Annotated in this window: 21 protein-coding genes and 1 tRNA gene; 12 read left to right on the top strand and 10 right to left on the bottom strand. The window is 40.4% G+C overall.

The window, feature by feature from the left end:
* Positions 1-5 precede the first annotated feature (5 nt).
* The 6 genes from leuD (at position 6) to INP94_RS04825 (ending at position 6927) form a co-directional block, all read left to right on the top strand.
* Complete coding sequence (leuD, locus tag INP94_RS04850) at positions 6-608, top strand: 3-isopropylmalate dehydratase small subunit (protein WP_197544192.1); 603 nt, start codon at positions 6-8, stop codon at positions 606-608.
* A 175-nt stretch (positions 609-783) separates the two neighbouring features.
* On the top strand, positions 784-4476 hold the full coding sequence (metH, locus tag INP94_RS04845) for a methionine synthase (protein WP_197544191.1): 3693 nt from the start codon (positions 784-786) through the stop codon (positions 4474-4476).
* Positions 4477-4844: 368 nt separating this feature from the next.
* Positions 4845-5066, top strand: coding sequence for a hypothetical protein (locus INP94_RS04840; RefSeq protein ID WP_197544190.1), 222 nt, complete (start codon positions 4845-4847; stop codon positions 5064-5066).
* A gap of 46 nt (positions 5067-5112) precedes the next feature.
* Complete coding sequence (locus INP94_RS04835; RefSeq protein WP_049375703.1) at positions 5113-5400, top strand: helix-turn-helix domain-containing protein; 288 nt, start codon at positions 5113-5115, stop codon at positions 5398-5400.
* On the top strand, positions 5393-6343 hold the full coding sequence (locus tag INP94_RS04830) for a reverse transcriptase family protein (RefSeq protein WP_197544269.1): 951 nt from the start codon (positions 5393-5395) through the stop codon (positions 6341-6343). The genes INP94_RS04835 and INP94_RS04830 overlap by 8 nt, the downstream gene beginning before the upstream one ends.
* A gap of 116 nt (positions 6344-6459) precedes the next feature.
* On the top strand, positions 6460-6927 hold the full coding sequence (locus tag INP94_RS04825; RefSeq protein WP_197544189.1) for a hypothetical protein: 468 nt from the start codon (positions 6460-6462) through the stop codon (positions 6925-6927).
* Between the two features lie 89 nt (positions 6928-7016).
* On the opposite strand, the gene INP94_RS04820 is transcribed toward INP94_RS04825, so the two are convergent.
* The 6 genes from INP94_RS04820 to INP94_RS04795 form a co-directional block, all read right to left on the bottom strand.
* Complete coding sequence (locus tag INP94_RS04820) at positions 7017-8438, bottom strand: sucrose-specific PTS transporter subunit IIBC (RefSeq protein WP_197544188.1); 1422 nt, start codon at positions 8436-8438, stop codon at positions 7017-7019.
* A 127-nt stretch (positions 8439-8565) separates the two neighbouring features.
* Positions 8566-8651, bottom strand: a tRNA-Leu gene (locus tag INP94_RS04815).
* Between the two features lie 20 nt (positions 8652-8671).
* Positions 8672-9019 (bottom strand): preprotein translocase subunit SecG, encoded by a 348-nt coding sequence (secG, locus tag INP94_RS04810; RefSeq protein ID WP_005696834.1) that lies wholly within the window; start codon positions 9017-9019, stop codon positions 8672-8674.
* A gap of 116 nt (positions 9020-9135) precedes the next feature.
* Entirely contained in the window at positions 9136-11079 is a 1944-nt protein-coding gene (locus tag INP94_RS04805; RefSeq protein ID WP_197544187.1) for a DNA topoisomerase III, read from the bottom strand.
* Between the two features lie 4 nt (positions 11080-11083).
* The gene (gene recR / locus INP94_RS04800) at positions 11084-11686 is read right to left on the bottom strand and encodes a recombination mediator RecR (protein WP_005696838.1); all 603 of its coding nucleotides are present in this window, start codon (positions 11684-11686) and stop codon (positions 11084-11086) included.
* 61 nt (positions 11687-11747) lie between these two features.
* The gene (locus INP94_RS04795) at positions 11748-12077 is read right to left on the bottom strand and encodes a YbaB/EbfC family nucleoid-associated protein (RefSeq protein WP_005696839.1); all 330 of its coding nucleotides are present in this window, start codon (positions 12075-12077) and stop codon (positions 11748-11750) included.
* A 135-nt stretch (positions 12078-12212) separates the two neighbouring features.
* Between INP94_RS04795 and INP94_RS04790 the strand changes: the two genes are divergently transcribed.
* Positions 12213-13304, top strand: coding sequence for a metallophosphoesterase (locus INP94_RS04790; RefSeq protein ID WP_197544186.1), 1092 nt, complete (start codon positions 12213-12215; stop codon positions 13302-13304).
* A 45-nt stretch (positions 13305-13349) separates the two neighbouring features.
* On the opposite strand, the gene INP94_RS04785 is transcribed toward INP94_RS04790, so the two are convergent.
* From INP94_RS04785 to epmA, 3 genes are all read right to left on the bottom strand, one after another.
* Positions 13350-14720, bottom strand: coding sequence for an L-serine ammonia-lyase (locus tag INP94_RS04785; protein WP_049373211.1), 1371 nt, complete (start codon positions 14718-14720; stop codon positions 13350-13352).
* Positions 14721-14755: 35 nt separating this feature from the next.
* Entirely contained in the window at positions 14756-15994 is a 1239-nt protein-coding gene (locus INP94_RS04780) for an HAAAP family serine/threonine permease (protein ID WP_197544185.1), read from the bottom strand.
* A 238-nt stretch (positions 15995-16232) separates the two neighbouring features.
* Positions 16233-17216, bottom strand: a complete 984-nt coding sequence (gene epmA, locus INP94_RS04775; RefSeq protein WP_049365332.1) for an elongation factor P--(R)-beta-lysine ligase — start codon at positions 17214-17216, stop codon at positions 16233-16235.
* 279 nt (positions 17217-17495) lie between these two features.
* Between epmA and frdA the strand changes: the two genes are divergently transcribed.
* From frdA to INP94_RS04750, 5 genes are all read left to right on the top strand, one after another.
* The gene (frdA, locus tag INP94_RS04770; protein ID WP_197544268.1) at positions 17496-19295 is read left to right on the top strand and encodes a fumarate reductase (quinol) flavoprotein subunit; all 1800 of its coding nucleotides are present in this window, start codon (positions 17496-17498) and stop codon (positions 19293-19295) included.
* Positions 19288-20058 (top strand): succinate dehydrogenase/fumarate reductase iron-sulfur subunit, encoded by a 771-nt coding sequence (locus INP94_RS04765; protein ID WP_005696861.1) that lies wholly within the window; start codon positions 19288-19290, stop codon positions 20056-20058. Before frdA ends, INP94_RS04765 begins: the two co-directional genes overlap by 8 nt.
* Before the next feature lie 10 nt (positions 20059-20068).
* Positions 20069-20479, top strand: coding sequence for a fumarate reductase subunit FrdC (frdC, locus tag INP94_RS04760; protein WP_197544184.1), 411 nt, complete (start codon positions 20069-20071; stop codon positions 20477-20479).
* 11 nt (positions 20480-20490) lie between these two features.
* Positions 20491-20835 carry a fumarate reductase subunit FrdD gene (gene frdD / locus INP94_RS04755; protein ID WP_197544183.1) on the top strand — a complete coding sequence of 115 codons (345 nt, stop codon included), beginning with the start codon at positions 20491-20493 and terminating at the stop codon, positions 20833-20835.
* A 117-nt stretch (positions 20836-20952) separates the two neighbouring features.
* A complete protein-coding gene (locus INP94_RS04750; RefSeq protein ID WP_197544182.1) occupies positions 20953-21792 on the top strand; it encodes a MurR/RpiR family transcriptional regulator in 840 nt (279 codons plus the stop codon).
* A gap of 37 nt (positions 21793-21829) precedes the next feature.
* Here the strand turns inward: INP94_RS04750 and INP94_RS04745 are convergent, their stop codons facing one another.
* Entirely contained in the window at positions 21830-23740 is a 1911-nt protein-coding gene (locus INP94_RS04745; RefSeq protein ID WP_197544181.1) for a bifunctional 5-dehydro-2-deoxygluconokinase/5-dehydro-2-deoxyphosphogluconate aldolase, read from the bottom strand.
* Positions 23741-23819: the final 79 nt, after the last annotated feature.

Raw genomic sequence — 23819 nt, 5'->3', positions numbered from 1 at the left:
AAAAAATGGCAGGATTTAAACAACTTTCAGGCTTAGTAGTGCCATTGGATGCGGCAAACGTGGACACGGATGCGATTATTCCAAAACAATTTTTACAAGCCATTACGCGCGTAGGTTTCGGCAAACACTTATTCCATGAATGGCGTTATTTGGATGTAGAAGGCACCAAGCCAAATCCAGATTTCGTATTGAATTATCCACAATATCAAGGCGCGACCATTTTATTAGCGCGTAAAAACCTTGGCTGTGGTTCTTCGCGTGAACATGCACCTTGGGCATTAGCCGATTACGGTTTCAAAGTGATGATCGCACCAAGCTTTGCGGATATTTTCTATAACAATAGCTTGAACAACCACATGTTACCGATTCGTTTAAGCGAAGAAGAAGTGGAAGAAATCTTTCAATGGGTGTGGGCAAATGAAGGCAAACAAATCTACGTAGATTTAGAAGCGATGACGGTCACTGTAGGTGATAAAGTCTATCACTTTGAACTGGATGAATTCCGCCGTCATTGTTTATTAAACGGCTTAGATAACATCGGTTTGACGTTACAACACGAAGATGCCATCAGCGAATATGAAAAAAATATTCCGGCATTTTTACGTTAATCTGTTTTTTTACTCGGACAGCAAATATTGCTAACCATTCGGCGGACAATTTGTCCGCCTTTCTTTTTGAAAACATTCCATTTTTTTACCGCACTTTCTCCCCTTTTATTTGACACTCTGTGTGCTTATACCTATCATTCTCTTCAATATTGATTGATTTTAAAAAGAGCTGTCTATGTCACATAATCAAACCGAATTACTGAAAAAATCCCTCGCTGAACGCATCCTCATTTTAGATGGTGCGATGGGGACGATGATCCAAAAATACAAACTCACCGAGGCTGATTTTAGAGGCGAGCGTTTTAAAGAAAGTGCGGTTGATTTACGTGGTAATAATGACTTGCTCACCTTAACCCAACCGCTATTAATTTCTGCGATTCATGAGAAATACTTACAAGCGGGCGCCGATATTATTGAAACCAATACCTTCAGTTCGACCACCATTGCGCAAGCGGATTATGATTTACAGTCTATTGCCTACGAACTGAATTTTGCAGGGGCAAAACTAGCCCGTTTAGCTGCAGACAAATACAGCACACCAGAAAAACCTCGCTTTGTTGCAGGTGTATTAGGGCCAACCAACCGCACCGCCTCTATTTCTCCCGATGTAAATGACCCGGGTTTCCGTAATGTGACATTTATGGAATTGGTGAATGCCTATGCCCAAGCGACTAAAGGCTTAATTGAAGGTGGTGCTGATTTGATCATGATCGAAACCATTTTTGACACGTTAAACGCAAAAGCCGCCATTTTCGCCATTGAAACCGTATTTGAAGAATTAGGTGTGGAATTGCCGATTATGATTTCCGGCACCATTACCGATGCTTCCGGCCGTACCCTTTCTGGGCAAACCACCGAAGCGTTCTACAACTCGCTTCGTCACGCTAAACCACTAACGTTCGGTTTGAACTGTGCGCTAGGCCCGAAAGAACTTCGTCAGTATGTTGAACAACTATCTAAAATCAGCGAAACCTATGTGTCTGTTCACCCAAATGCAGGCTTACCAAATGCCTTTGGTGGCTATGATCTAGGTGCTGAAGAGATGGCGGCACATCTTAAAGAATGGGCTGAAAGTGGCTTTGTGAACATTGTCGGCGGCTGTTGTGGTACAACACCGGAGCACATCAAAGCCTTTGCAGATGCAATGCAAGGTATTGCACCACGTAAATTGCCGGAAATTAAAACTGCAATGCGTTTATCCGGCTTAGAGCCACTCAATATTGATGATGAAAGCCTGTTTGTTAACGTGGGTGAACGTAATAACGTGACAGGTTCAGCGAAATTCAAACGTTTAATTAAAGAAGACAAATTTGCCGAAGCCATTGAAATTGCTATCGACCAAGTGGAAAACGGCGCGCAAGTGATCGACGTCAATATGGATGAAGCATTATTAGACGGCAAAAAAGCCATGACCCGTTTCCTCAATATTATGGCGACCGAGCCTGATGCGGCAAAAGTGCCAGTCATGATCGACTCGTCTAAATGGGAAGTGATTGAAGCAGGTTTACAGTCGGTACAAGGTAAACCGATTGTGAACTCGATCTCATTGAAAGAAGGCGAAGAAATCTTTATCGACCACGCTAAACTGGTGCGTAAATACGGTGCAGCTGTGGTAGTCATGGCGTTTGACGAAGTGGGACAAGCCGATACCGAAAATCGCAAAGTCGAAATTTGTAGCCGTGCTTATGACATTTTGGTGAACCAAGTCGGCTTCCCGCCAGAAGACATTATTTTTGACCCGAATATTTTTGCCATCGGTACGGGGATTGAAGAACACAACAACTACGGTGTGGATTTCATCAACGCTACAGGTCGTATTAAACGCGCACTACCGCACGCAAAAATCTCGGGCGGGGTGTCAAATGTGTCTTTCTCATTCCGTGGTAATAACGTGATGCGTGAAGCCATTCACGCCGTCTTCCTCTATCACGCCATCAAACAAGGCATGGATATGGGGATTGTGAATGCAGGACAACTCGCAATTTATGACGATCTCGATCCTGAGTTACGTGAAATTGTGGAAGATGCGGTATTAAACCGCAGCCATGATGCCACCGAAAAACTGCTCGATATTGCGGAAAAATATCGTAACCAAGGCAACGATGAAAGTGCGGTCGATTCTGTTGCAGAATGGCGCACTTGGCCGGTGGAAGAGCGTTTAAAACATGCCCTCGTGAAAGGGATTACCACTTACATTGTGGAAGATACTGAAGAAGCTCGCCAAACATTGCCAAGTCCATTAGATGTCATTGAAGGGCCTCTGATGGAAGGGATGGATGTCGTCGGTGATTTATTCGGTGACGGTAAAATGTTCCTACCGCAAGTAGTGAAATCTGCGCGCGTAATGAAACAATCTGTGGCATATTTAGAGCCGTTTATCAATGCCACCAAACAAAAAGGCTCAAGCAACGGTAAAGTGGTGATTGCGACCGTGAAAGGCGACGTGCACGACATTGGTAAAAACATCGTAAGCGTGGTGATGCAATGTAATAACTTTGAAGTGATTGACTTGGGCGTGATGGTGCCGGCGGACAAAATCATTCAAACCGCCATTGATGAAAAAGCGGATATCATCGCGTTAAGTGGTTTGATTACCCCTTCTCTAGATGAGATGGAATACTTCTTAGGTGAAATGACCCGTTTAGGCTTGAAGCTGCCTGTGATGATTGGCGGTGCAACCACCTCTAAAGAACATACAGCAATTAAACTTTATCCAAAATATAAAGAACACGGCGTATTTTATACTTCTAACGCCTCCCGTGCGGTGACGGTGTGTGCAACCTTAATGAACCCTGAAAGCCGTGCGGCATTATGGGAACAATTCAAGAAAGATTACGAGAAAATTCAACAATCTTTCTCTAACCGTAAACCACTTCGTAAGCAACTGAGCATTGAAGAAGCACGAGCAAACCGCTTTGATGGCTTTAGTGGCGAATGGGCTGATTATGTGCCACCAAAACCAAATCAAACTGGCATCGTGGAATTTAAAAATGTGCCGATTGCCGAACTACGTAAATTCATCGACTGGTCGCCATTCTTCCGCATTTGGGGCTTGATGGGCGGCTACCCTGATGCCTTTGATTATCCAGAAGGCGGCGAAGAAGCACGCAAAGTGTGGAACGATGCGCAGGTAGTATTAGATGAATTAGAGCAAAACCACAAACTCAACCCAAGCGGTATTTTAGGCATTTTCCCAGCCGAACGTGTGGGCGATGATGTCATGCTTTTCTCTGATGAAGATCGCAAACAACCCATTGGCACCGCTTACGGCTTACGCCAGCAAACCGAACGTGGCAAAAACAGCAAAAGCCCGTTTAACTTTGCCTTAAGTGACTTTATTGCCGATCGCGAAAGCGGTAAAAAAGACTGGTTCGGCATGTTCGCCGTCTGTGCGGGCATTGAAGAAATGGAATTAGTGGAAGGCTATAAAGCAGCAGGCGATGACTACAATGCTATCTTACTACAAGCCGTGGGCGACCGCCTCGCCGAAGCCATGGCAGAATACCTGCACTTTGAGCTACGCACCCGCATTTGGGGCTACACGCAAGAGGAATTCGACAACCAAGGGTTAATCAATGAAAACTATGTCGGCATCCGTCCAGCACCGGGTTATCCAAGCTGCCCTGAACATACCGAAAAAGCCTTGATTTGGGATTTATTAGAAGTGGAACAACGCATCGGCATGAAACTCACCGAAAGCTACGCCATGTGGCCTGCCGCTTCCGTCTGCGGTTGGTACTTCACCCACCCTGCAAGTAACTATTTCACCTTAGGTCGCATTGATGAAGACCAAGCTCAAGATTATGCTAAACGTAAAGGTTGGGATGAGAGAGAGATGATGAAATGGTTGGGTGTGGCGATGAAGTGATAGATATGATTTTTTTTGACTACCAGTAAAATTAATATTGATTTAGTCCAAATTTAATTATAGAATTATTCTCGTGACAGGGAGCTCCTCCCTGATGCAACTTCTAAAAATTTAATCATTATTGAACTATGAACGAGGCTCTCAAGGGTCGATTGCATTAGCAATCAAATTTCCAGCAAATGCAAAGAAGCAGAGCAGCAAAGCTGTTAAGTTTTTTATTAACTAAATGTTTAATACAACTGGAACGGATAACTTCGTTATCCGAAGACAATGAGTAACCTGTGTTATCCATCTTATTTCTATTCAGTTCAATATTGTGTTGACAACTGGTGCAATGTCGCACTGAATCCAACATGAGGTAATACTCAATGATTAAAAAATCTTTAGAAGAATCAGTTCTATTGTTGAAACAACTAAGAACAGAGATGCATGATAAGATGGATAACAGCCAATTAGAAAATCTTGACTCAGTCATTCGTCAACTTGAGGTTGCACAATCTCAAAGTCAGATTTTGGAATTACTAGGTAAAGCACTTAGTTCAATACCTTGGATTTACAAAATTATTGAACATTTGTCTTTATTACCATGAAAACTTATTGGCAACAGGTTATTCTTTTTTCTTGGACGATGAGTATATGAATATTGGAAAAGCTATAATGTTGTGCCGAACACAAAAAGGTATAACAAAAACCCAATTAGCTAATGACGCTAACATTTCTATCTCATATTTAACCTTATTAGAACAAGGTAAAAGAGAACCTAATTTAACTACTATAAATAGCATTTGTAAAGCACTACAAATCCCTCCGAGCATACTAATTTTTCTAGCTTCTGACTCTACTGAACAAGATGGTATTACCTTAGAACTTGCGGAAAAATTATCTTATTTGGCATTATCTCTAATGGAGAAAAAAACTGAGTAATCCAATTTATCCCCATAAACCAATTGGAAGTCTAGAAGTTTTAGCTAATGTACTAGGTATTAGAGATATCGATGAACTTCTATTAATAAAAAAACATTCTGATAATTTTTTCTTTGTAGCATCCGTAATAAAAAAAAGGGATGGTACTCTAAGAAACACATATGATATTAAACACAAATTAAAATCAATACATAGGAAAATAAAGAATGTTTTTCTAAAGAAAATTTATTACCCTGAATATTTACAAGGAAGCCTTGCTAAACGAGATTATTTAACTAACGCTAATATTCACACGAATAGTAAGTGTATTATTACCGAAGACATTAAGAATTTTTTTCCTAGCATTAGTAAAGATATCGTAGTTAGCATATGGAAAAATATATTTCATTTTCCTCATGATGTTTCAGAGACATTAGCTGAATTAATCACTTACAAAGGATTCCTAGTTCAAGGCAGCCCTGTAAGTAGTTACATAGCGAATCTAGCTCTATGGTATAAAGAACCTGAATTAGTTAATACATTATCTCAAAAAGGATTTATATATACTCGATATGTAGATGATATTTCTGTTTCCTCTAAAAGACCTATTACCAAAAAAGAAAAAACCCGAATTATCCGCCAAATTCACACAATGCTAAGTAGCATTGGCGTAGAACTTAACAGAAAAAAACATAAGATTATGCCAAGAAATAACCGTCAAGAAATTCACAGAGTTAATGTAAATACTAATGCTCCTACCTTACCAAAGAAAGAAAGAGAAAAAATTGAATCTGCAGTTTATCAATGCGAAATAATGTATAAATCCTCTCCAAAGTCATCTGAATATAAAACTTTATTTAATGCTACTCAAGGACGGGTTAATATGCTATCCAGATTACATAGTCCGTTAGCAACTAGATTAAAATGCAGATTAGAAAAAATTAAACCTATAAAAAATACCTAAAAATAGAGTACTCTGATTAATATCAAAGCCACACATTCAATCCCATCCCTTGCACAATCCCCAATTTTCGCTATCATAGTCTCTTTCTCATTCACTCTACTCTCGGAACTTTATCGATGAATAAATTTAAAATAGCATTACTGACGACTGCATTCGTAGGTTTGTTTGCTTGTACCACAACACAACAACCAAAGAAAACCGTTAAAACACGATATCTTAAAAATAACATTAGCCAAGCGGAATTAAACAATCCGAAAGATTACAAGCGTTATTACTATTCTTGCCGTAATTCAGAAACGGGCTCGAATTCTTATTTAACCACTTACTTCCCACTTTCAAGAGAAAGCCGCATGAAAGATAACTTTGGTATTTATTTCCAATTAGACGATGGAAAAGCGGTACCGTTTGATCATGTGGAAAATCGTACCTTAAATGCACGCGGAAACCGCTTTGAAGTGATTTATCGCTCTTATGAGCCGATTGATGGCAGTTATGTTGATTTAATCGCTCGTGAAAATAATTCCGTGTATTACAAGAATAATCAAGGCATGAAAACCACTTGGTTAAACTGTCGAGAAGGCTAATTCTCACTGAAAGTGCGGTCATTTTTAGACGCATTTTTCCAAACAAAAAAGCACGAGGTTAAACTCGTGCTTTTTCTTTTTTATTTCAATTATGCTTTTACTTGTGCGCGTTTCACGAAAACGACTGAAAGCGTGAATGCCACCACAAATGAAATCACCATACCGATGCAGTACATCGCAAGGCTATCTGGTTTGATAGATGGGATACCTAAGAAACCTGCTGCCCCTAATGCAATGGCTTTTACATTAAAGAACGCGATAAAGGCACTTGCTAAGCCTGAGCCAATCATCGCCGCAAAGAAAGCCTGACGATAGCGTAAGTTCACCCCGAACATTGCCGGTTCAGTAATCCCTAATAATGCAGAAATACCCGATGGCACCGCTAAACCGCGTACTTTTGGATCTTTTAATGCCACTGCCACACCTAAACAAGCTGCACCTTGTGCGATGTTTGACATTGCCGCGATAGGGAAAATAAAGGTACCGCCTGTATTTGCCATTTCAGCCAATAATTGTGTTTCAACTGCAATGAAGGTTTGGTGCATACCGGTGATCACGATTGGTGCATAGAATGCCCCGAAGATCGCGCCACCCACGAAACCTAAAGTGTCATATAACCAAGTTAAACCTGATGCAATTAATGACCCCGCTTCACGACCGATTGGACCAATTACGGTAAATGCTAAAAAGCCCGCAATAAAGAGCGAGAATAATGGGGTAATAAGGTTATCTAAGTAAGAAGGCACAAACTTACGGAAAGTTTTTTCTAAGGTTGCTAATACCCAAGCAGAAACTAATGTTGGGATAACGGTACCTTGATAGCCGACTTTTTCAATTTCAAGACCGAATACATTCCAGTATTGGATTTTGCCTTGCGCAAGAGTTAAAGCATAGTTCCAACCATCTGCTAATGCAGGGTGAACTAATAACATCCCAAGTGCAGCCCCTAAGAATGGGTTACCGCCGAATTTACGGGTCGCAGAGAAACCAAGTAATACCGGTAAGAATACAAACGGTGCGTTCGCGATGGTATTAATGAAGTCCACCAAATCCGCAAGACCTGGGTGCATATCAATCACACTCAACTCATCAACGAAGAAACCTTTCGCTGTCAGCATGGAGTGAATACCCATTAACAAACCGCCTGCTACGATTGCCGGAATGATTGGCACGAAAATATCCGCTAAGCCTTTCACCAAACGTTGTAATAAGTTTTGGTTGCCTGACGCCGCTTCTGCCACTTCGGCTTTGCTCACATCGCCGATACCAAGCAATTTGGTAAGTTCAGCATGGACTTTATTCACCGTACCTGAACCAAAGATAATTTGATATTGACCGGCGACAGCAAACTGCCCTTTCACGCCTTCAATGTTATCAATACCTTCTTTGTCCACTTTGCTTTCATCGTTTAGCACAATACGTAAACGCGTTGCACAATGTGCTGCTGTGGCGATGTTTTCTTTGCCGCCAAGCTTATCAATCACTTGCTGGGCGATTTGAGGGAAGTTCATAGTGCTCTCCTAATGGGTTTCTAGAAAAAGAAAATCGACAGATTGTAACCAAAACAGGGGATAATAACTAGCTATTCAAGCAAATTTTAGGCGAAAAAAAACCGACTTAATTAAGTCGGTTTATATTTGGTGCTCTGGGCGAGACTTGAACTCGCACGGCCTGCGGCCACTACCCCCTCAAGATAGCGTGTCTACCAATTCCACCACCAGAGCGTTTATTCTGTTTTTATTCCTTATTGCGGAATATCGTTATTTTTGTTTTCAACTGCTGGAGCAGCTTGTTGTTGCTGTTGTTGAACTTGTTCAGCAGTTTGAGATAAATCGTCGAACGAACCTTTTTGTACGTTGCCACGATGAGAGTTGATATTACCCAACACTAAAGCAATCACAAAAAAGCCAGTTGCTAAGATTGCGCTGGTACGGGTTAAGAAGTTACCTGCACCTGCAGAACCAAACATGGTACCTGATGCACCGCCGCCAAATGACGCACCCGCGTTCGCACCTTTACCTTGTTGAACAAGGATAAAGCCGATTAAGGCGATACAAACTAATACATAAATAAATAATAAAATATTGTACATTATTCTTTCTTCTCTAAATTGCGATTCCGCAAGAAAACTGGGAGCAAATGTTATATAAAATTCATGCTTTTCGCAAGCGCTTTCCCATTTTTTTTACTTAATTGTATTAAGTTTAATCAATTTTCAACGTTTAAATCTTCTGATTTTTTGACCGCTCTTTTTCGTTTTGCAGGTGCCGCATTTAAACCCTTTGAAATCTGACTTAAACGACGTAATGCAGTGAAATCCACAAAACGTACTAAATCCGGCAACATTTGATTGAGTGTAAACATAAATTGCTGATAACTCGCCTGTTTTTGACTGATATCCGTTAATTGCGCTTCCCAATGTGCCGTCATATCAGGTTGTGTAGCAATATCCGGTAGCGCTGAAATGAGGATCCGACCCGTTTCTGTGCTGTGAATATTACGCCCTTTTTTCGTCAAAAAACCGCGTTTAAATAACAATTCAATAATGCCTGCTCGGGTGGCTTCTGTGCCAAGTCCATCTGTTTCACGCAGAATTTTTTTCAATTCTTTATCTTGCACAAAGCGCGCAATACCCGTCATGGCCGAAAGCAATGTCGCATCAGTAAACGGTTTCGGTGGTTGTGTTTTTTTGCTTACCACTTCGCCTCTTTCACAGTAAAGGATCTGTCCTTTCTTCACGATCGGCAATAGCGGCTCTTGATTTTCATCTTCGTCTTCTTTGCCAAGCAACTCTTTCCAACCAGCGGTTTGCAAGTTGCGCGCTTGAGCCACAAAAGTACCGCCCGCAATACTTAAGGTAATTTTGCTTTTACGATATTCCGCATCTGGACAGAATTGCAATAAATACTGGCGTGCAATCAATTCATAAATACGTTGTTCATCAATACTTAAATTAATCGAACGTGTGTTAGCCGTCGGAATGATCGCATGGTGCGCTTCCACTTTTTTATCATTCCAACAACGATTACGTTGCTCATTATCCACCACCGATGGCAAGGTTTGATAAATCTGACAATGCTGTGAAATCGCATTCATCACTTTATGTCGTTCAGCAAAATGCTCTTCCGGCAAATAACGACAATCAGAACGTGGATAGGTAATCAAACGATGGGTTTCATATAACCGCTGACAGGTATCCAACACACTTTGCGCTGACATGCCAAACCGTTTTGCCGCATCAATCTGCAATGCTGACAACGAATAAGGTAAAGGCGCCGTTTCTTTCTCGCGCTTGTCCACATATTCGGTCACTTCAGCAGGTTGATCGGTAATGCGCTTCACCACATTTTCGGCTAAGCCTAAAGACAGTACGCGACCATCTTCATCTTGGTAGTCTTCGCAAGCTTTACTTGGTTGCCAAAGTGCAGAAAAAAGTGCGGTCGGATTTTCGGCTGTTTTTTCTTCTTTTACCCACGCCAACACTTCATAGAAATCTTTGGGTTGGAAATTTTCAATTTCTAAATCACGGCGAACAATCAAGCCTAATACGGGCGTTTGCACTCGCCCAACAGAAAGCACGCCATCATAACCGGCTTGGCGACCACGAATGGTATAAGCGCGAGTCATATTAATGCCGTACAGCCAGTCCGCACGCGAACGCGCCAGCGCAGAGGTTGCCAATGGAATAAAATGACGATTCGGTTGAAGTTTTTGTACCTCTTTTTCGACCGCACTTGGGTTAAGATCGCTAATCAAACAACGCAAAATGCCATCGCGTTTTTCCGCTGATAAATTGGCATAACTAAACACTTCATCCACTAGCAACTGCCCTTCTCTATCTGGGTCACCCGCATTAACTAAAACATCGGCTTGATGAATCAGTTTTTCCACCACGGAAAGTTGTTTTTTGACTTCTTTTCGCGGTAACAGAATCCATTTTTCAGGAATGATGGGTAAATGTTCTAAACGCCATTGTTTAAATTTAGGATCGTAGGCATCGGGCTCAGCTTGTTCGAGCAAATGCCCCACGCACCAAGTCACAACGTCATCATTGCCACATTTAATAAAACCATCCCCCCGTTGATGAGGTTTTGGCAATACATCGGCAATCGCTCGCCCAAGACTGGGTTTCTCGGCAATAAACAGGCGCATAAGATTAGTCGATCTGACGACGACCTAAGAAAGAATGGGTTAAGGTGGTGCCATCCACGGTTTCTAACTCCCCTCCAACAGGGATCCCATGGGCAATACGGCTTACTTTAATATTATGTTGATGGCAAATTTCCGCAATATAATTGGCTGTCGCATCGCCTTCTACCGTTGGATTGGTCGCTAAAATCACTTCATGGAAAGATTCTTCTACCAGACGTTTTTGCAATAAATCTAAACCAATTTCTTTTGGACCAATACCATCTAAAGGCGATAAATGCCCCATTAAGACAAAATAGCGCCCAGAAAATTGGCCGGTTTGCTCAATGGCTTGAATATCCGCAGGCATTTCCACCACGCAAAGCAAACCTGAATTTTGACGGCGAGGATTGTTACAAATATTACACGTTTCCTCTTCGGTAAAATCACGACACTGAGAACAATGCCCAATTTTAGACATCGCTTCCGTTAATGCACGCGCCAAATTCATCCCACCGCTACGATTGCGCTGTAAAAGATGATAAGCCATACGCTGTGCTGATTTCGGGCCAACACCCGGCAAGCAACGAAGGTTTTCAATAAGATGTTCTAAAAGTGGACTGCTTTGCATAATATTTATGATGGGAGAAAATGGATGATGTGTGAACCGATAGATTCACACACCCGATGAATTAAAATGGAAGTTTCATTCCTGGCGGTAATGGCATGCCTGCGGTTACAGAAGCCATTTTTTCTTTTTGCAATTCTTCTGCACGACGGACTGCATCGTTGAATGCGGCAGCGATTAAATCTTCCAACATTTCTTTATCGTCTTCCATTAAAGAAGGATCGATCTCAATACGACGGCAGTTGTGCGCACCATTAATCGTGATTTTTACTAAACCCGCACCACTTTCGCCAGTTACTTCTAATTGGGCAATTTCTTCCTGCATTTTTTGCATTTTTTCTTGCATTTGTTGGGCTTGTTTCATTAAGCCGCCTAAACCGCCTTTTCCGAACATTGGATTTTCCTTCTTAAATTAACTAAAACGAGCCGCATTTTAGCGAAAAAATTTGCCTTTGGGAACAGAGAAATTTATTATTCCACACTTCAAAACCAGGTCAAAAACGACCGCACTTTTATTTAGGAATTGCTGATGGAAACCCGTTATTACTTCATATTTACGGCAGCTATTATTTTGTTACAACTGCTGATTTATATTTTTAATAAAACGCTGATTTGGTGGCTTAACAAACCGTTATCAAAAAAGGCTAGACGATCGATCACTTTTACCAGTTTTTTGCTTCCTAATGTCTTAGTTATTTGTCATTTTTTAAAGCTTTTTACGGCATTTCGACTTATTGCTTTAGTGCTCGCGCTGCTTCTTTTTTCAGCCTTTGCGAGCATTGCTGTGGGAGGTATTCACTTCCTTTTCCGAAAATCTAAATCCATCACAAAAATCGACCGCACTTTGCGTATTGCTTATCCTGTTTTATTTATTGGTATCACTGCCTTAAGTGTGTATAACGCCTATGTCACACGTGTTATTCATTATGAAATCACGCTAGATAAACCGATTAAACCATTGCGAATTGGCATGGCAAGCGATCTCCATTTAGGCAAATTATTTGGCGGGAAAGAATTGGATAAACTGGCTGATATTATGCAGCAAGAAAAGGTGGATATCATTTTATTGCCTGGCGATATTATGGATGATAACGTCAATGCTTATTTAGCCGAAAAAATGCAACCCCATTTAGCGAAACTCAAGGCCCCAATGGGCGTTTATGCCACACTAGGCAATCATGATTTATTTGGAGATCAAGACCGAATTGATCAGGAAATTCGCAAAGCTGGTATTACGGTATTAAGAGATGAAACATTAACATTAAATAATGAATTGGTACTGATTGGACGAAATGACAATCTTGCTCACGATAGACCAAGTACCGAGACGTTATTAAAACAAGTGAATACTGATTTGCCGATTATTCTATTGGATCACCGCCCAACAGATATCGAAAAACATGCTTCACTCCCGCTTGATATTCAAGTTTCAGGGCATGCACATAAAGGGCAAGTATTCCCGGCGAGTTTAATCACGAAAATGATGTATCGTTTAGATTATGGCCATGAAAAAATTGGCAATCCACATGTTTTTGTCACTTCAGGCTATGGCTTTTGGGGCATCCCAATGCGCTTAGGTTCACAGTCTGAAGTAATTATTATTGATGTGAAAGGGAAATAAAAAAGAGCGGTCAAAAATGACCGCTCTTTTATTATCAATGAAATCTTAAGAACACACTACTTTCACCGCTAAGCCACCTTTCGATGTTTCGCGATATTTGGCATTCATGTCTTTACCTGTTTCATACATAGTTTCGATCACTTTATCCAAGGTTACGCGAGGATTCGTGGTTCGGCGTAATGCCATACGGCTAGCGTTAATCGCTTTTACTGAAGCAATTGCGTTACGTTCAATACAAGGTACTTGTACTTGACCACCAACTGGGTCGCAAGTTAAGCCCAGATTATGTTCCATCGCAATTTCAGCTGCGATACACACTTGTACTGGTGTACCGCCTAAGATCTCCGTTAAACCTGCGGCAGCCATTGAACATGCCACGCCCACTTCACCCTGGCAACCAACCTCAGCTCCCGAAATAGATGCATTCATCTTATAAAGGGAACCAATCATACCGGCAGCCAATAAGTAGCGTTCAATGACTTCTGGGGTTAAAGGTGCAACAAATTTTTCATAATAAGAAAGTACCGCTGGCACAATACCACAAGCCCCGTTAGTTGGTGCAGTCACAACTCGACCACCTGCCGCATTCTCTTCATTTACTGCAAGGGCAAACATATTCACCCAGTCGATCACATACATTGGGTCATGGGCTAAACGGCCGCTATTTGCCTCCAAGAGACGATAAAGTGATGGCGCACGACGAGCAACTTTTAATGGCCCTGGTAACACACCTTCTGTTTTAATACCATGTTCAATACAATCTTTCATGGTTTTCCAAACATTCTGTAAATGTGCTTCAACCTCTTTTTTATCACGCAATGCTAATTCATTTTTCATCATCACTGTTGAGAGCATTAAGCCACTCTCCTGACAATGTTTCAAAATATCTTCAGCATGTTGATAAGGATACGGCACCGTCACCGGATTTTCTTCCTCTTGACCAAAATGCGCTTCATCCACGATAAAGCCACCACCAATAGAGTAATAGGTTTGACGGTAAAGCACATTACGATCAGCATCTAATGCAGTAATGGTCATACCGTTTTCATGCAATGATAAAAAGGAATTATGGAATACCATATTGGCATCCCAATCGAAATTAACCGTTTTTTTGCCCTGTGCAATCGACAGTTTTTTAGTTTGTTTAACCTGTTCGATAAAGGTTGGGATTAAATCAATATCCACATCATGCGGTAGATAACCAGCTAATCCCATAATGATCGCAATATCTGTATTATGACCATGTCCCGTCATTGAGAGAGAGCCATACACATCAACGTGCAAGGTTGCAACAGCATCAAATTTACCTTGCTCGATTAAATCGTCAATAAACTGCTTGCCTGCTTTCATCGGGCCAACAGTATGGGAGCTGGATGGCCCAACCCCCACTTTAAACATATCAAATACACTAATCATATTATTTTAAATCCTAAGCTAAACTAAAAAGCCGCTTATAATAATCCATATACGACCGCGGAGATAGCAATTAATCCCATAACTGTAACAAATACATTGCTAAAACGACCTTGATAGCGTTTCATTGATGGAACATTGCGAATCGCATACATAGGCATAATGAAAAGGATCATCGCAATGATTGGGCCGCCAAGGGATTCGATCAAACCTAAAATACTTGGATTAATGATCGCCACACCCCATAAAGTCAATAAGAAGAACACTGCAGTACCGTAATTTAATTTTTTACGATTTACACTTTCACCTTTCATTTTGAGATATAAGCCTTCTAAACCTTCACGTGCGCCTAAATAATGACCAAAGAATGAGCTTGTAATCGCGAAGAAAGCCACTAATGGTGCGAAATAAGAAATGTATGGGTTATCAAATTTGTTCGCAAGATAAGACAAGATACTAATATTTTGTGCTTTTGCTTCTAATAACTCTGCTGGTGTTAAGGTTAATACACAGCTAAATACAAAGAACATCACGAAGAACAGTAATACAGTTGAAGTGCCCTTTTCTGTACGGCCGATGTGATATTCCGTTGTATTAAAATCTTTATATTCACGTTGTTGAGAAAGCGTGAAAGATGAAATTGCCGGAGAATGGTTAAAAGAGAAAACCAAGACTGGGATGGTTAACCACAATGTCGTGATGAAGCCACCAGCAGTAGGAAGCTCATAAAGCATTGAAGCATTCCATTGAGGAATAAGATAAATCGATAACGCAAAGAGAATTAACACCAGTGGATACACCAGTAATTCGGTGATTTTCAACATCACTTTTTCACTGAACAACATGACTGAAATCAATATCGCAATTAATACAAAAGAAAGAATGACACGATTTGGTGAAGGCATGCCTAATTGGTTGACGATAAAAGAATCAACCGTATTGGTGATCCCGTTTCCATAAATCAATAAAATTGGGAAGATCGCAAAGAAATATAATAAGGTAATTAATTTCCCAGCGGTCGGGCCGAAATGTTCTTCTACCACTTCGGTAATATCACTGCCTGGTTTAGAAGAAGACAACACGAAATAAGCCAAACCACGATGCGCAAAATATGTCATCGGTCCGACTAAAATCGCCATCACAACCAAAGGCCAAAAACCGCCCATCCCTGCATTGATTGGTAAAAATAATACCCCTGCACCCACCGCAGTACCAAATAAATTTAATACCCAAGCCGTATCAAATTTATTCCATTTTTTGTTAGTTGTAGTGCTCATAAATCACCCTCTAAAGTTAAAATTATAAAATCGTTTATTTAATGACTATTCATTCATTAAATTAATGGTGGCATTATGATAACGTTAGGGGGTGATCGCAAAGTGCAAAATAATAAAGTGTGATCTTACTAACAATTTTATGTAACTTTTTTACATAAATATTTATCTAAATCAAAAAAAGTGCGGTACAAATTGAAATCATTTTTAGGTAAGAGTGAGTAAAGCACACTATATAAACTTAAGCACATTCCACCGAAAATGAAATCACTTCTTTAATACTTTCAGCGCCTAATGCAATCATAATCAAACGATCCACACCCAAAGCCACACCAGAAGTATTTGGAATGCCTGCTTGTAAAGCGCCTAGAAAACGATAGTCAATTTCACGCTGTGGCAAGCCTGCTTTTTCCCGTAGGCGATTGTCTTTTTCAAAGCGATATTGTTGTTCGCGAGCATCCGTGAGCTCATGAAACCCGTTGGCTAACTCTAAGCCTTTATAATAGAACTCAAAACGTTCTGCCACACGGCTATCTTCTGGACTAAGTTGTGCGAGCGCTGCTTGAGAAGAAGGGAAATGATAAACCGCAACAGGGGCTTCTTGCCCAATTTTAGGCTCTACCACTTCACTGAATAGAAATTGTAATAAGGTATCACGATCTTCATCTTCATCTGCCATAAAGTTATGCTTACGCGCCGCTTCCACCAGTTCTTGACGAGTGGCTGATAATGGATCTAATCCGACATATTCTTGGAAAACGAACTGATAACTTAAGGTTTCTGCCGGTTTACAATCGAGGATCTGTTGTAATAAATCATCCACTTCATTCATCAGACGATACATGTCAAAGTGCGGTCGATACCATTCAAGCATCGTAAATTCCGGATTATGACGATTCCCCGCTTCTTCATTACGGAACACTTTACCAATTTGAAATATCGGTCCGCTGCCAGCCGCCAGTAAACGCTTCATGTGATATTCCGGACTTGTGGAAAGCCAGAGTGTTTTCGAGAGTTCGTCAAAAGGGGCAACAAATTCTGTATTAAAGGTGGAAAGGTGAAGATCCGTCACGCCAAATTCACTTAAAACGGGCGTTTCCACTTCTAATAATCCCCGTTCAGTAAAGAACTGGCGGATATCTGCAATGATTTTGGCACGCGCCAATAAGTTTTGAATTGATGCAGAAGGTTGCCATTCTGTTTTTTTATCGCTAAGTGCGGTCATTTTTTTCTCCGTTTTCACCTTTAAAATGAATAAGGCTATTGTAAACAAGAGCGATTTTTAACTCAATAATCCGACTAAATCATTCTTAAACGAAAACGGTTATCATCTAAAAAATATAAAAAAAGTAACTTTTTTGAGTTAGATCACACTTTTGATATTTTATCCGTTTATTCCGGAAAAAAGGTTACTAATTTGTAAACAAAAATGGCAGAATGGCAATATATCCCCTATTTATTTGGGGCATTTTATTTTTTTACTTTCTATTGATTGGAGGATATCGTGCAAACGGTTAATGTCGATATTGCTATTGTTGGTGCCGGTGGCGGCGGTTTACGTGCAGCAATTGCAGCAGCAGAAGCAAACCCTAACTTAAAGATCGCATTAGTTTCTAAGGTTTATCCTATGCGTAGCCATACGGTTGCAGCAGAAGGTGGTGCGGCCGCAGTAATTAAAGAGGAAGATTCCTACGATAAACACTTCCACGATACCGTTGCCGGTGGTGACTGGTTATGTGAACAAGATGTGGTGGAATACTTCGTTGAACATTCTCCAGTAGAAATGACTCAACTTGAACGTTGGGGCTGTCCTTGGAGCCGTAAAGCTGATGGTGATGTGAATGTGCGTCGTTTCGGTGGGATGAAAATCGAGCGTACTTGGTTCGCGGCAGATAAAACCGGTTTCCACTTATTACATACTCTTTTCCAAACATCCATTCAATATCCACAAATTCAACGCTTTGATGAGCACTTTGTTTTAGACATCCTAGTTGATGATGGTCATGCTCGCGGTATGGTGGCGATGAATATGATGGAAGGTTCACTTGTTCAAATCAATGCAAATGCAGTGGTTATTGCTACTGGCGGTGGCTGCCGTGCATTTAAATTCAACACCAACGGCGGTATCGTAACCGGTGATGGTTTATCAATGGCATATCGTCATGGTGTTCCTCTTCGTGATATGGAGTTCGTCCAATATCACCCAACCGGCTTACCGAACACCGGTATCTTAATGACTGAAGGTTGTCGTGGTGAAGGCGGTATCTTAGTGAATAAAAACGGCTACCGTTATTTACAAGATTATGGTCTAGGCCCTGAAACCCCAATCGGCAAACCTGAAAACAAATATATGGAACTTGGTCCACGTGATAAAGTTTCACAAGCATTCTGGCAAGAATGGAAAAAAGGTAACACCTTAAAAACTGCAAAAGGTGTTGATGTGGTTCACCTTGACTTACGTCACTTAGGTGAAAAATATTTACATGAACGTCTTCCATTCATTTGTGAATTAGCCAGTGCTTATGAAGGTGTAAACCCAGTTAATGAACCAATTCCAGTTCGTCCGGTTGTTCACTACACCATGGGTGGTATCGAAGTGGATTTCAACAGCGAAACTCGTATTAAAGGTTTATTTGCTGTGGGTGAATGTGCGTCTTCTGGTTTACACGGTGCAAACCGTTTAGGTTCTAACTCGCTTGCTGAATTAGTGGTTTTAGGCCGTGTTGCCGGTGAATATGCCGCACAACGTGCAGCGGATGCACAACCAGCAAACCGTGCAGCAATTGATGCTCAAGCGCAAGATGTTGTGGCTCGCCTCAAAGCGCTTTATGACCAAGAAGGTAATGAATCTTGGTCTGAAATTCGTGATGAAATGGGTACCGTGATGGAGGAAGGTTGTGGTATCTACCGTGACCAAGAAAGCATGCAAAAAGCAGTAGATAAAATTGCTGAGCTTAAAGAACGTTATAAACGTATTCGTGTTGCAGACCGTTCAAGCGTATTCAATACCGATGTGCTTTACACCGTAGAATTAGGTTACATCCTTGATGTAGCACAATCTATTGCCAACTCTGCAATTGAACGTAAAGAGTCTCGTGGTGCACACCAACGCTTAGACTACACCGAACGTGATGATGTGAATTATTTAAAACACACCCTTGCTTACTACAATGGCGATGATGCACCGCGTATTGAATACAGTCCGGTGAAAATCACTAAATCTCAACCAGCAAAACGTGTTTATGGTGCTGAAGCAGAAGCGGCAGAAGCGGCTGCGAAAGCTAAGGAGCAAGCAAATGGCTAATTCACCGGTAATGACTGTAGAAGTATTACGCTACAACCCAGAAAACGATCAAGAGCCACATTTAAGCTCTTATCAAGTACCTTATGATAACCAAACCTCTCTTTTAGATGCGTTAGGTTACATTAAAGATAAACTTGAACCGTCTCTTTCTTATCGTTGGTCTTGCCGTATGGCGATCTGCGGTTCTTGTGGGATGATGGTCAATAACAAACCAAAATTGGCTTGTAAAACGTTCTTACGTGATTACAGCGGCCACATGCGTATTGAACCATTAGCAAACTTCCCTATTGAACGCGACTTAGTGGTTGATTTAAGCCACTTTATCGAAAGTTTAGAGGCAATTAAACCTTATATTATTGGCAACGAAGCACCAGCATTAGATGGTAAACCACATCCATCAAAAGAATTGCAAGTTAGCCGTACTAAACAAACCCCAGCACAGCTTGAAAAATATCGTCAATTCTCAATGTGTATTAACTGTGGTTTATGCTATGCCGCTTGTCCGCAATTTGGTTTAAACCCTGAATTCTTAGGCCCAGCTGCAATTACAATGGCACACCGTTACAACCTTGATAACCGTGACCATGGTAAAGCACAACGTATGCCATTATTAAATGGTAAAAACGGTGTTTGGAGCTGTACTTTCGTCGGTTATTGTTCTGAAGTGTGTCCAAAACACGTGGATCCAGCTTCTGCAATTAACCAAGGCAAAGTGGAAAGTGCCAAAGATTATGTTATCTCAATGCTAAAACCAAAAGGCTAAGGGGAAGAATATGTCAGTAACAGTAAGTAAACGTAAAAAATATGTTCGCCCAATGACGGCTACTTGGTGGCAAAAATTGGATTTCTACAAAGCTTATATGGTGCGTGAAGCAACTTCTATCTTTGCCGTATGGTTCTGTATCGTATTGCTTTATGGCGTACTTTGCCTTGCAAGCAATCCTATACCAGGCTTAGGTATTGTTGATTTCATTGGCTTCTTAAGAAATCCAATTGTGGTGATCTTAAATATCATTACATTAATTGCGACTTTATATCACACTGCAACTTATTTCGTGATGACACCAAAAGTGATGAACATCATTGTTAAAAATGAACGTTTACCACATCACGTATTAAGAAATGCACTTTGGGCAGTTACAGCGGTGATTAGTGTTATCGCATTAATTTTAATTTATATGTAGGGAGAGAAAAAATGGTCGAACAAAATCCAAAACGCTCTGGTGAACCACCAGTATGGTTGATGTTTGGTGCTGGCGGGACTGTCAGTGCGATTTTCTTTCCTGTGGTAATCTTAATCCTTGGTTTATTGTTACCATTCGGATTAATTAATCCACATAACCTAATTACATTCGCTTATTCTTGGATCGGAAAATTAGTTATCTTAGTTTTAACTATTTTCCCAATGTGGTGTGGTTTACACCGTATCCATCACGCGATGCACGATCTTAAAATTCACGTGCCTGCAGGCGGATTTATCTTCTACGGTCTAGCAACCATTTACACTGTTTGGGTGTTATTTGCCGTATTAGGTTTGTAATTTAAAAGTACTAAAGTGAAGAAATAAAAGTGCGATCATTTTTGACCGCACTTTTTTCTTGAATTTTTCGTTCATCTCTATAAGATCTGCGAACATTTATTCTAAAAATAACTTTATATGAAAGAAAAATCTCAATTAACCAATTTACAAACAGAAATACAAACTCGTTACGATAGTTTAAGTAAAAGACTTAAACAAGTTGCAAAATATATCTTAGATAATAGCGACAGTATTGTTTTTGATACCGTTGCCGTTATTGCAGAAAAAGCTGATGTTCCCCCTTCAACGCTTATTCGTTTTGCTTCTGAATTCGGTTTTTCCGGTTTTAACGAAATGAAACAAATCTTCCGTGAAAATCTTATGGAAAAAACCACTAATTACACGGAAAGACTTCAACTTTCACATAAAATTGCTAAATCAGAAGGTGAAGAATCACCAGAAGATATTTTGACTATTTTCTCACAAGCCAATAGCCAAGCGTTACATCAGTTAGCCGAACAAACCACAAATGAACAAATTAATGAAGCAGCCAAAATTCTCAAAGAGGCCAATAATATTTTTATCATTGGATTAAAGCGTTCTTTTAGTGCTGCCTGCTATTTAAACTATGCCTTACAACACTTAGATTGTCGTTCTTTTTTAATTAATGGATTAGGTGGAATGTTTGATGAACAGCTTAATCAAGTCAAAGAAGGAGACGTTGTTATCGCAATTAGTTTCTCACCTTATGCAGCTGAAACGGTTAATATTAGTAAGGTTTGTGCTAAAAAAGGGATTAAACAAATTTCTATTACAGATAGCCAAATTAGCCCATTACTCGCATTCAGTGATATTGCATTTGTTATCAAAGAAGCACAAGTACTCGGCTTCCGTTCTCAGTGTTCAACAATGACCTTAGTACAAACACTTGCAATTGTATTAGGTTTAGAAAAAGAAAAAGATAAAAACACCAAATAATAAAAATGCCCCAAGATGGGGCATTTTACATTTACAATTATTGATGAGATTTCCAAAGCTTAATGAGTCTTCTGTATCTTTCACTCACTTCAGCAATAAGCTCATCATCTGTTAATTTTCCACTTAACCACTCTCCTGATGGTTGCCCGAAAATTGTTCGTCCTACAGCAAAACCTTTGACTAAAGGTGCATTGGTTGATGCATCAAATACTGCTTTAAACTTATCTTCCGGTGCATCCAAACCTAAAATCAAGATTCCACGGCAATATGGATCATTTGCTTGAATGACTTCGCTAATATGCGCCCAAGCTTTTGCTGAAACACCTGGTAATTTCCACCAATCTGGTTTAATGCCTAAATGATAGAAATGCGTAATAATTTCAGCATAGTATTCTTCATTTTGTTCCATATCTGAAGGTAAAATCACTTCTAATAGCAATTCATGTCCTGTTCGACAGCAAGCTTGATACACTTGTTTTAATGTTGCATCTTGCTCTGTTTTCATTTCAATACTGTCTTTCGGATGGTAAAAGACCAAACATTTCACCACATGTTCTTGTGGCCAGCTTGCTAATTGACTACCTAAATCACCATATTCCAAACGTAATGGGCGAGAAGCAGGAAGTTCAATTGGACGGCCAATCCACCAATGTTTACCCGTAATTTCATTTAATGCAGCTTGCCCAAAAGTAGTATCAGCAAGAATTCCTGCTTGTCCATCATAAATCCCCTCTTCTTGTGCTGTTCTTTCTGCAGCTTGTAAGAGAAGTTGTTTCAATTTAGGAATTCGTTTGACATCTGCACCACATTTCTCAGCGAGATCAACTAACTGTTTACGATGATCAAAAGCAAAGATACATAAATTATCCCATTTTGCTTTTCGGGTAGTCACTCGATGTAAATGATTTAATTGTGGATCTAGATCTGGACGAGGTACTGATTCTGCTCGAGCTAAGTAATTATCTAACTCGGTTTTTGTTGGCATGGCTGGAGCACAACCGTGGCGAGATACCACTAATGCACCACAAGCGTTTGCATAACGACAAGATTGTTCCCAACCTTCATTATTAATGTAACCTCGAATGAGTCCTGACATGAATGCATCACCTGCACCAAGTACGTTCAGCACTTCCACTCTCACGCCATAAACATTTAATCCACCATCCAAATCATCAGGGATATCCCCTTCAAATACTGAACAACCTAATGCGCCACGTTTACAAACCAAAACAGCATGGCTGAACTTACGCACATTTTTAAGTGCGGTTAATGTATCAGTTGAACCACCAGCAATATGAAATTCTTCTTCGGTACCCACGAGTACATCAAAATGATGTAATACTTCTTGTAACGATTTTGTCACTGCTTCTGAATCAATAAAGCGAGTTTCACCATCACCAAGAGAAGTTAGTCCCCATAATACCGGGCGATAATCAATATCTAACAAGCGTTTCGTATTATTTCTACCGGCATACTCTAATCCGGTTAACACGGCTTCTCTGGTTTTCGGATGGGATAAATGCGTCCCTGTGATAGCTAATGCTCTAGCAGAGGCAATATAGCTTTCATCAAAGTCTTCTTTTGTAATAGCCATATCAGCACAATTTTCACGATAGAAAATTAATGGGAATGTGTCCTGATCTTTAATACCTAAAATGACAAGTCCGGTTAGGCGCTCTTTATCCGTAATGAGATGACTGGTATCTACGCCAACACGCTGTAATTCTTCACGCAAGAAACGGCCCATATGCTCATCCCCAACTCGTGCTAGCATTGAGGATTTCACACCTTGCACAGCAGTTCCATAGGCAACATTACCTGAAGATCCACCTAGATATTTGGAAAAAGAAGATGCATCTTCTAATCTCGCACCAATTTGTTGCGCATAAAGATCAACAGCTACGCGACCGAGACAAATGAGGTCTAGTGTTTTTTCTACCGTTTTCATAATGCCATTCCTTCTAATTAATAAAGTTGCTTCGCCAACACAAATTGAAACATATATTTCAAAAAAAGCAATAACGAAA

This window comes from Haemophilus parainfluenzae (assembly GCF_014931395.1).
Taxonomy (GTDB): Bacteria; Pseudomonadota; Gammaproteobacteria; order Enterobacterales; family Pasteurellaceae; genus Haemophilus_D.
Note: the sequence above shows the minus strand (reverse complement) of the source record. Positions and strands in the feature narration are given on the sequence as shown.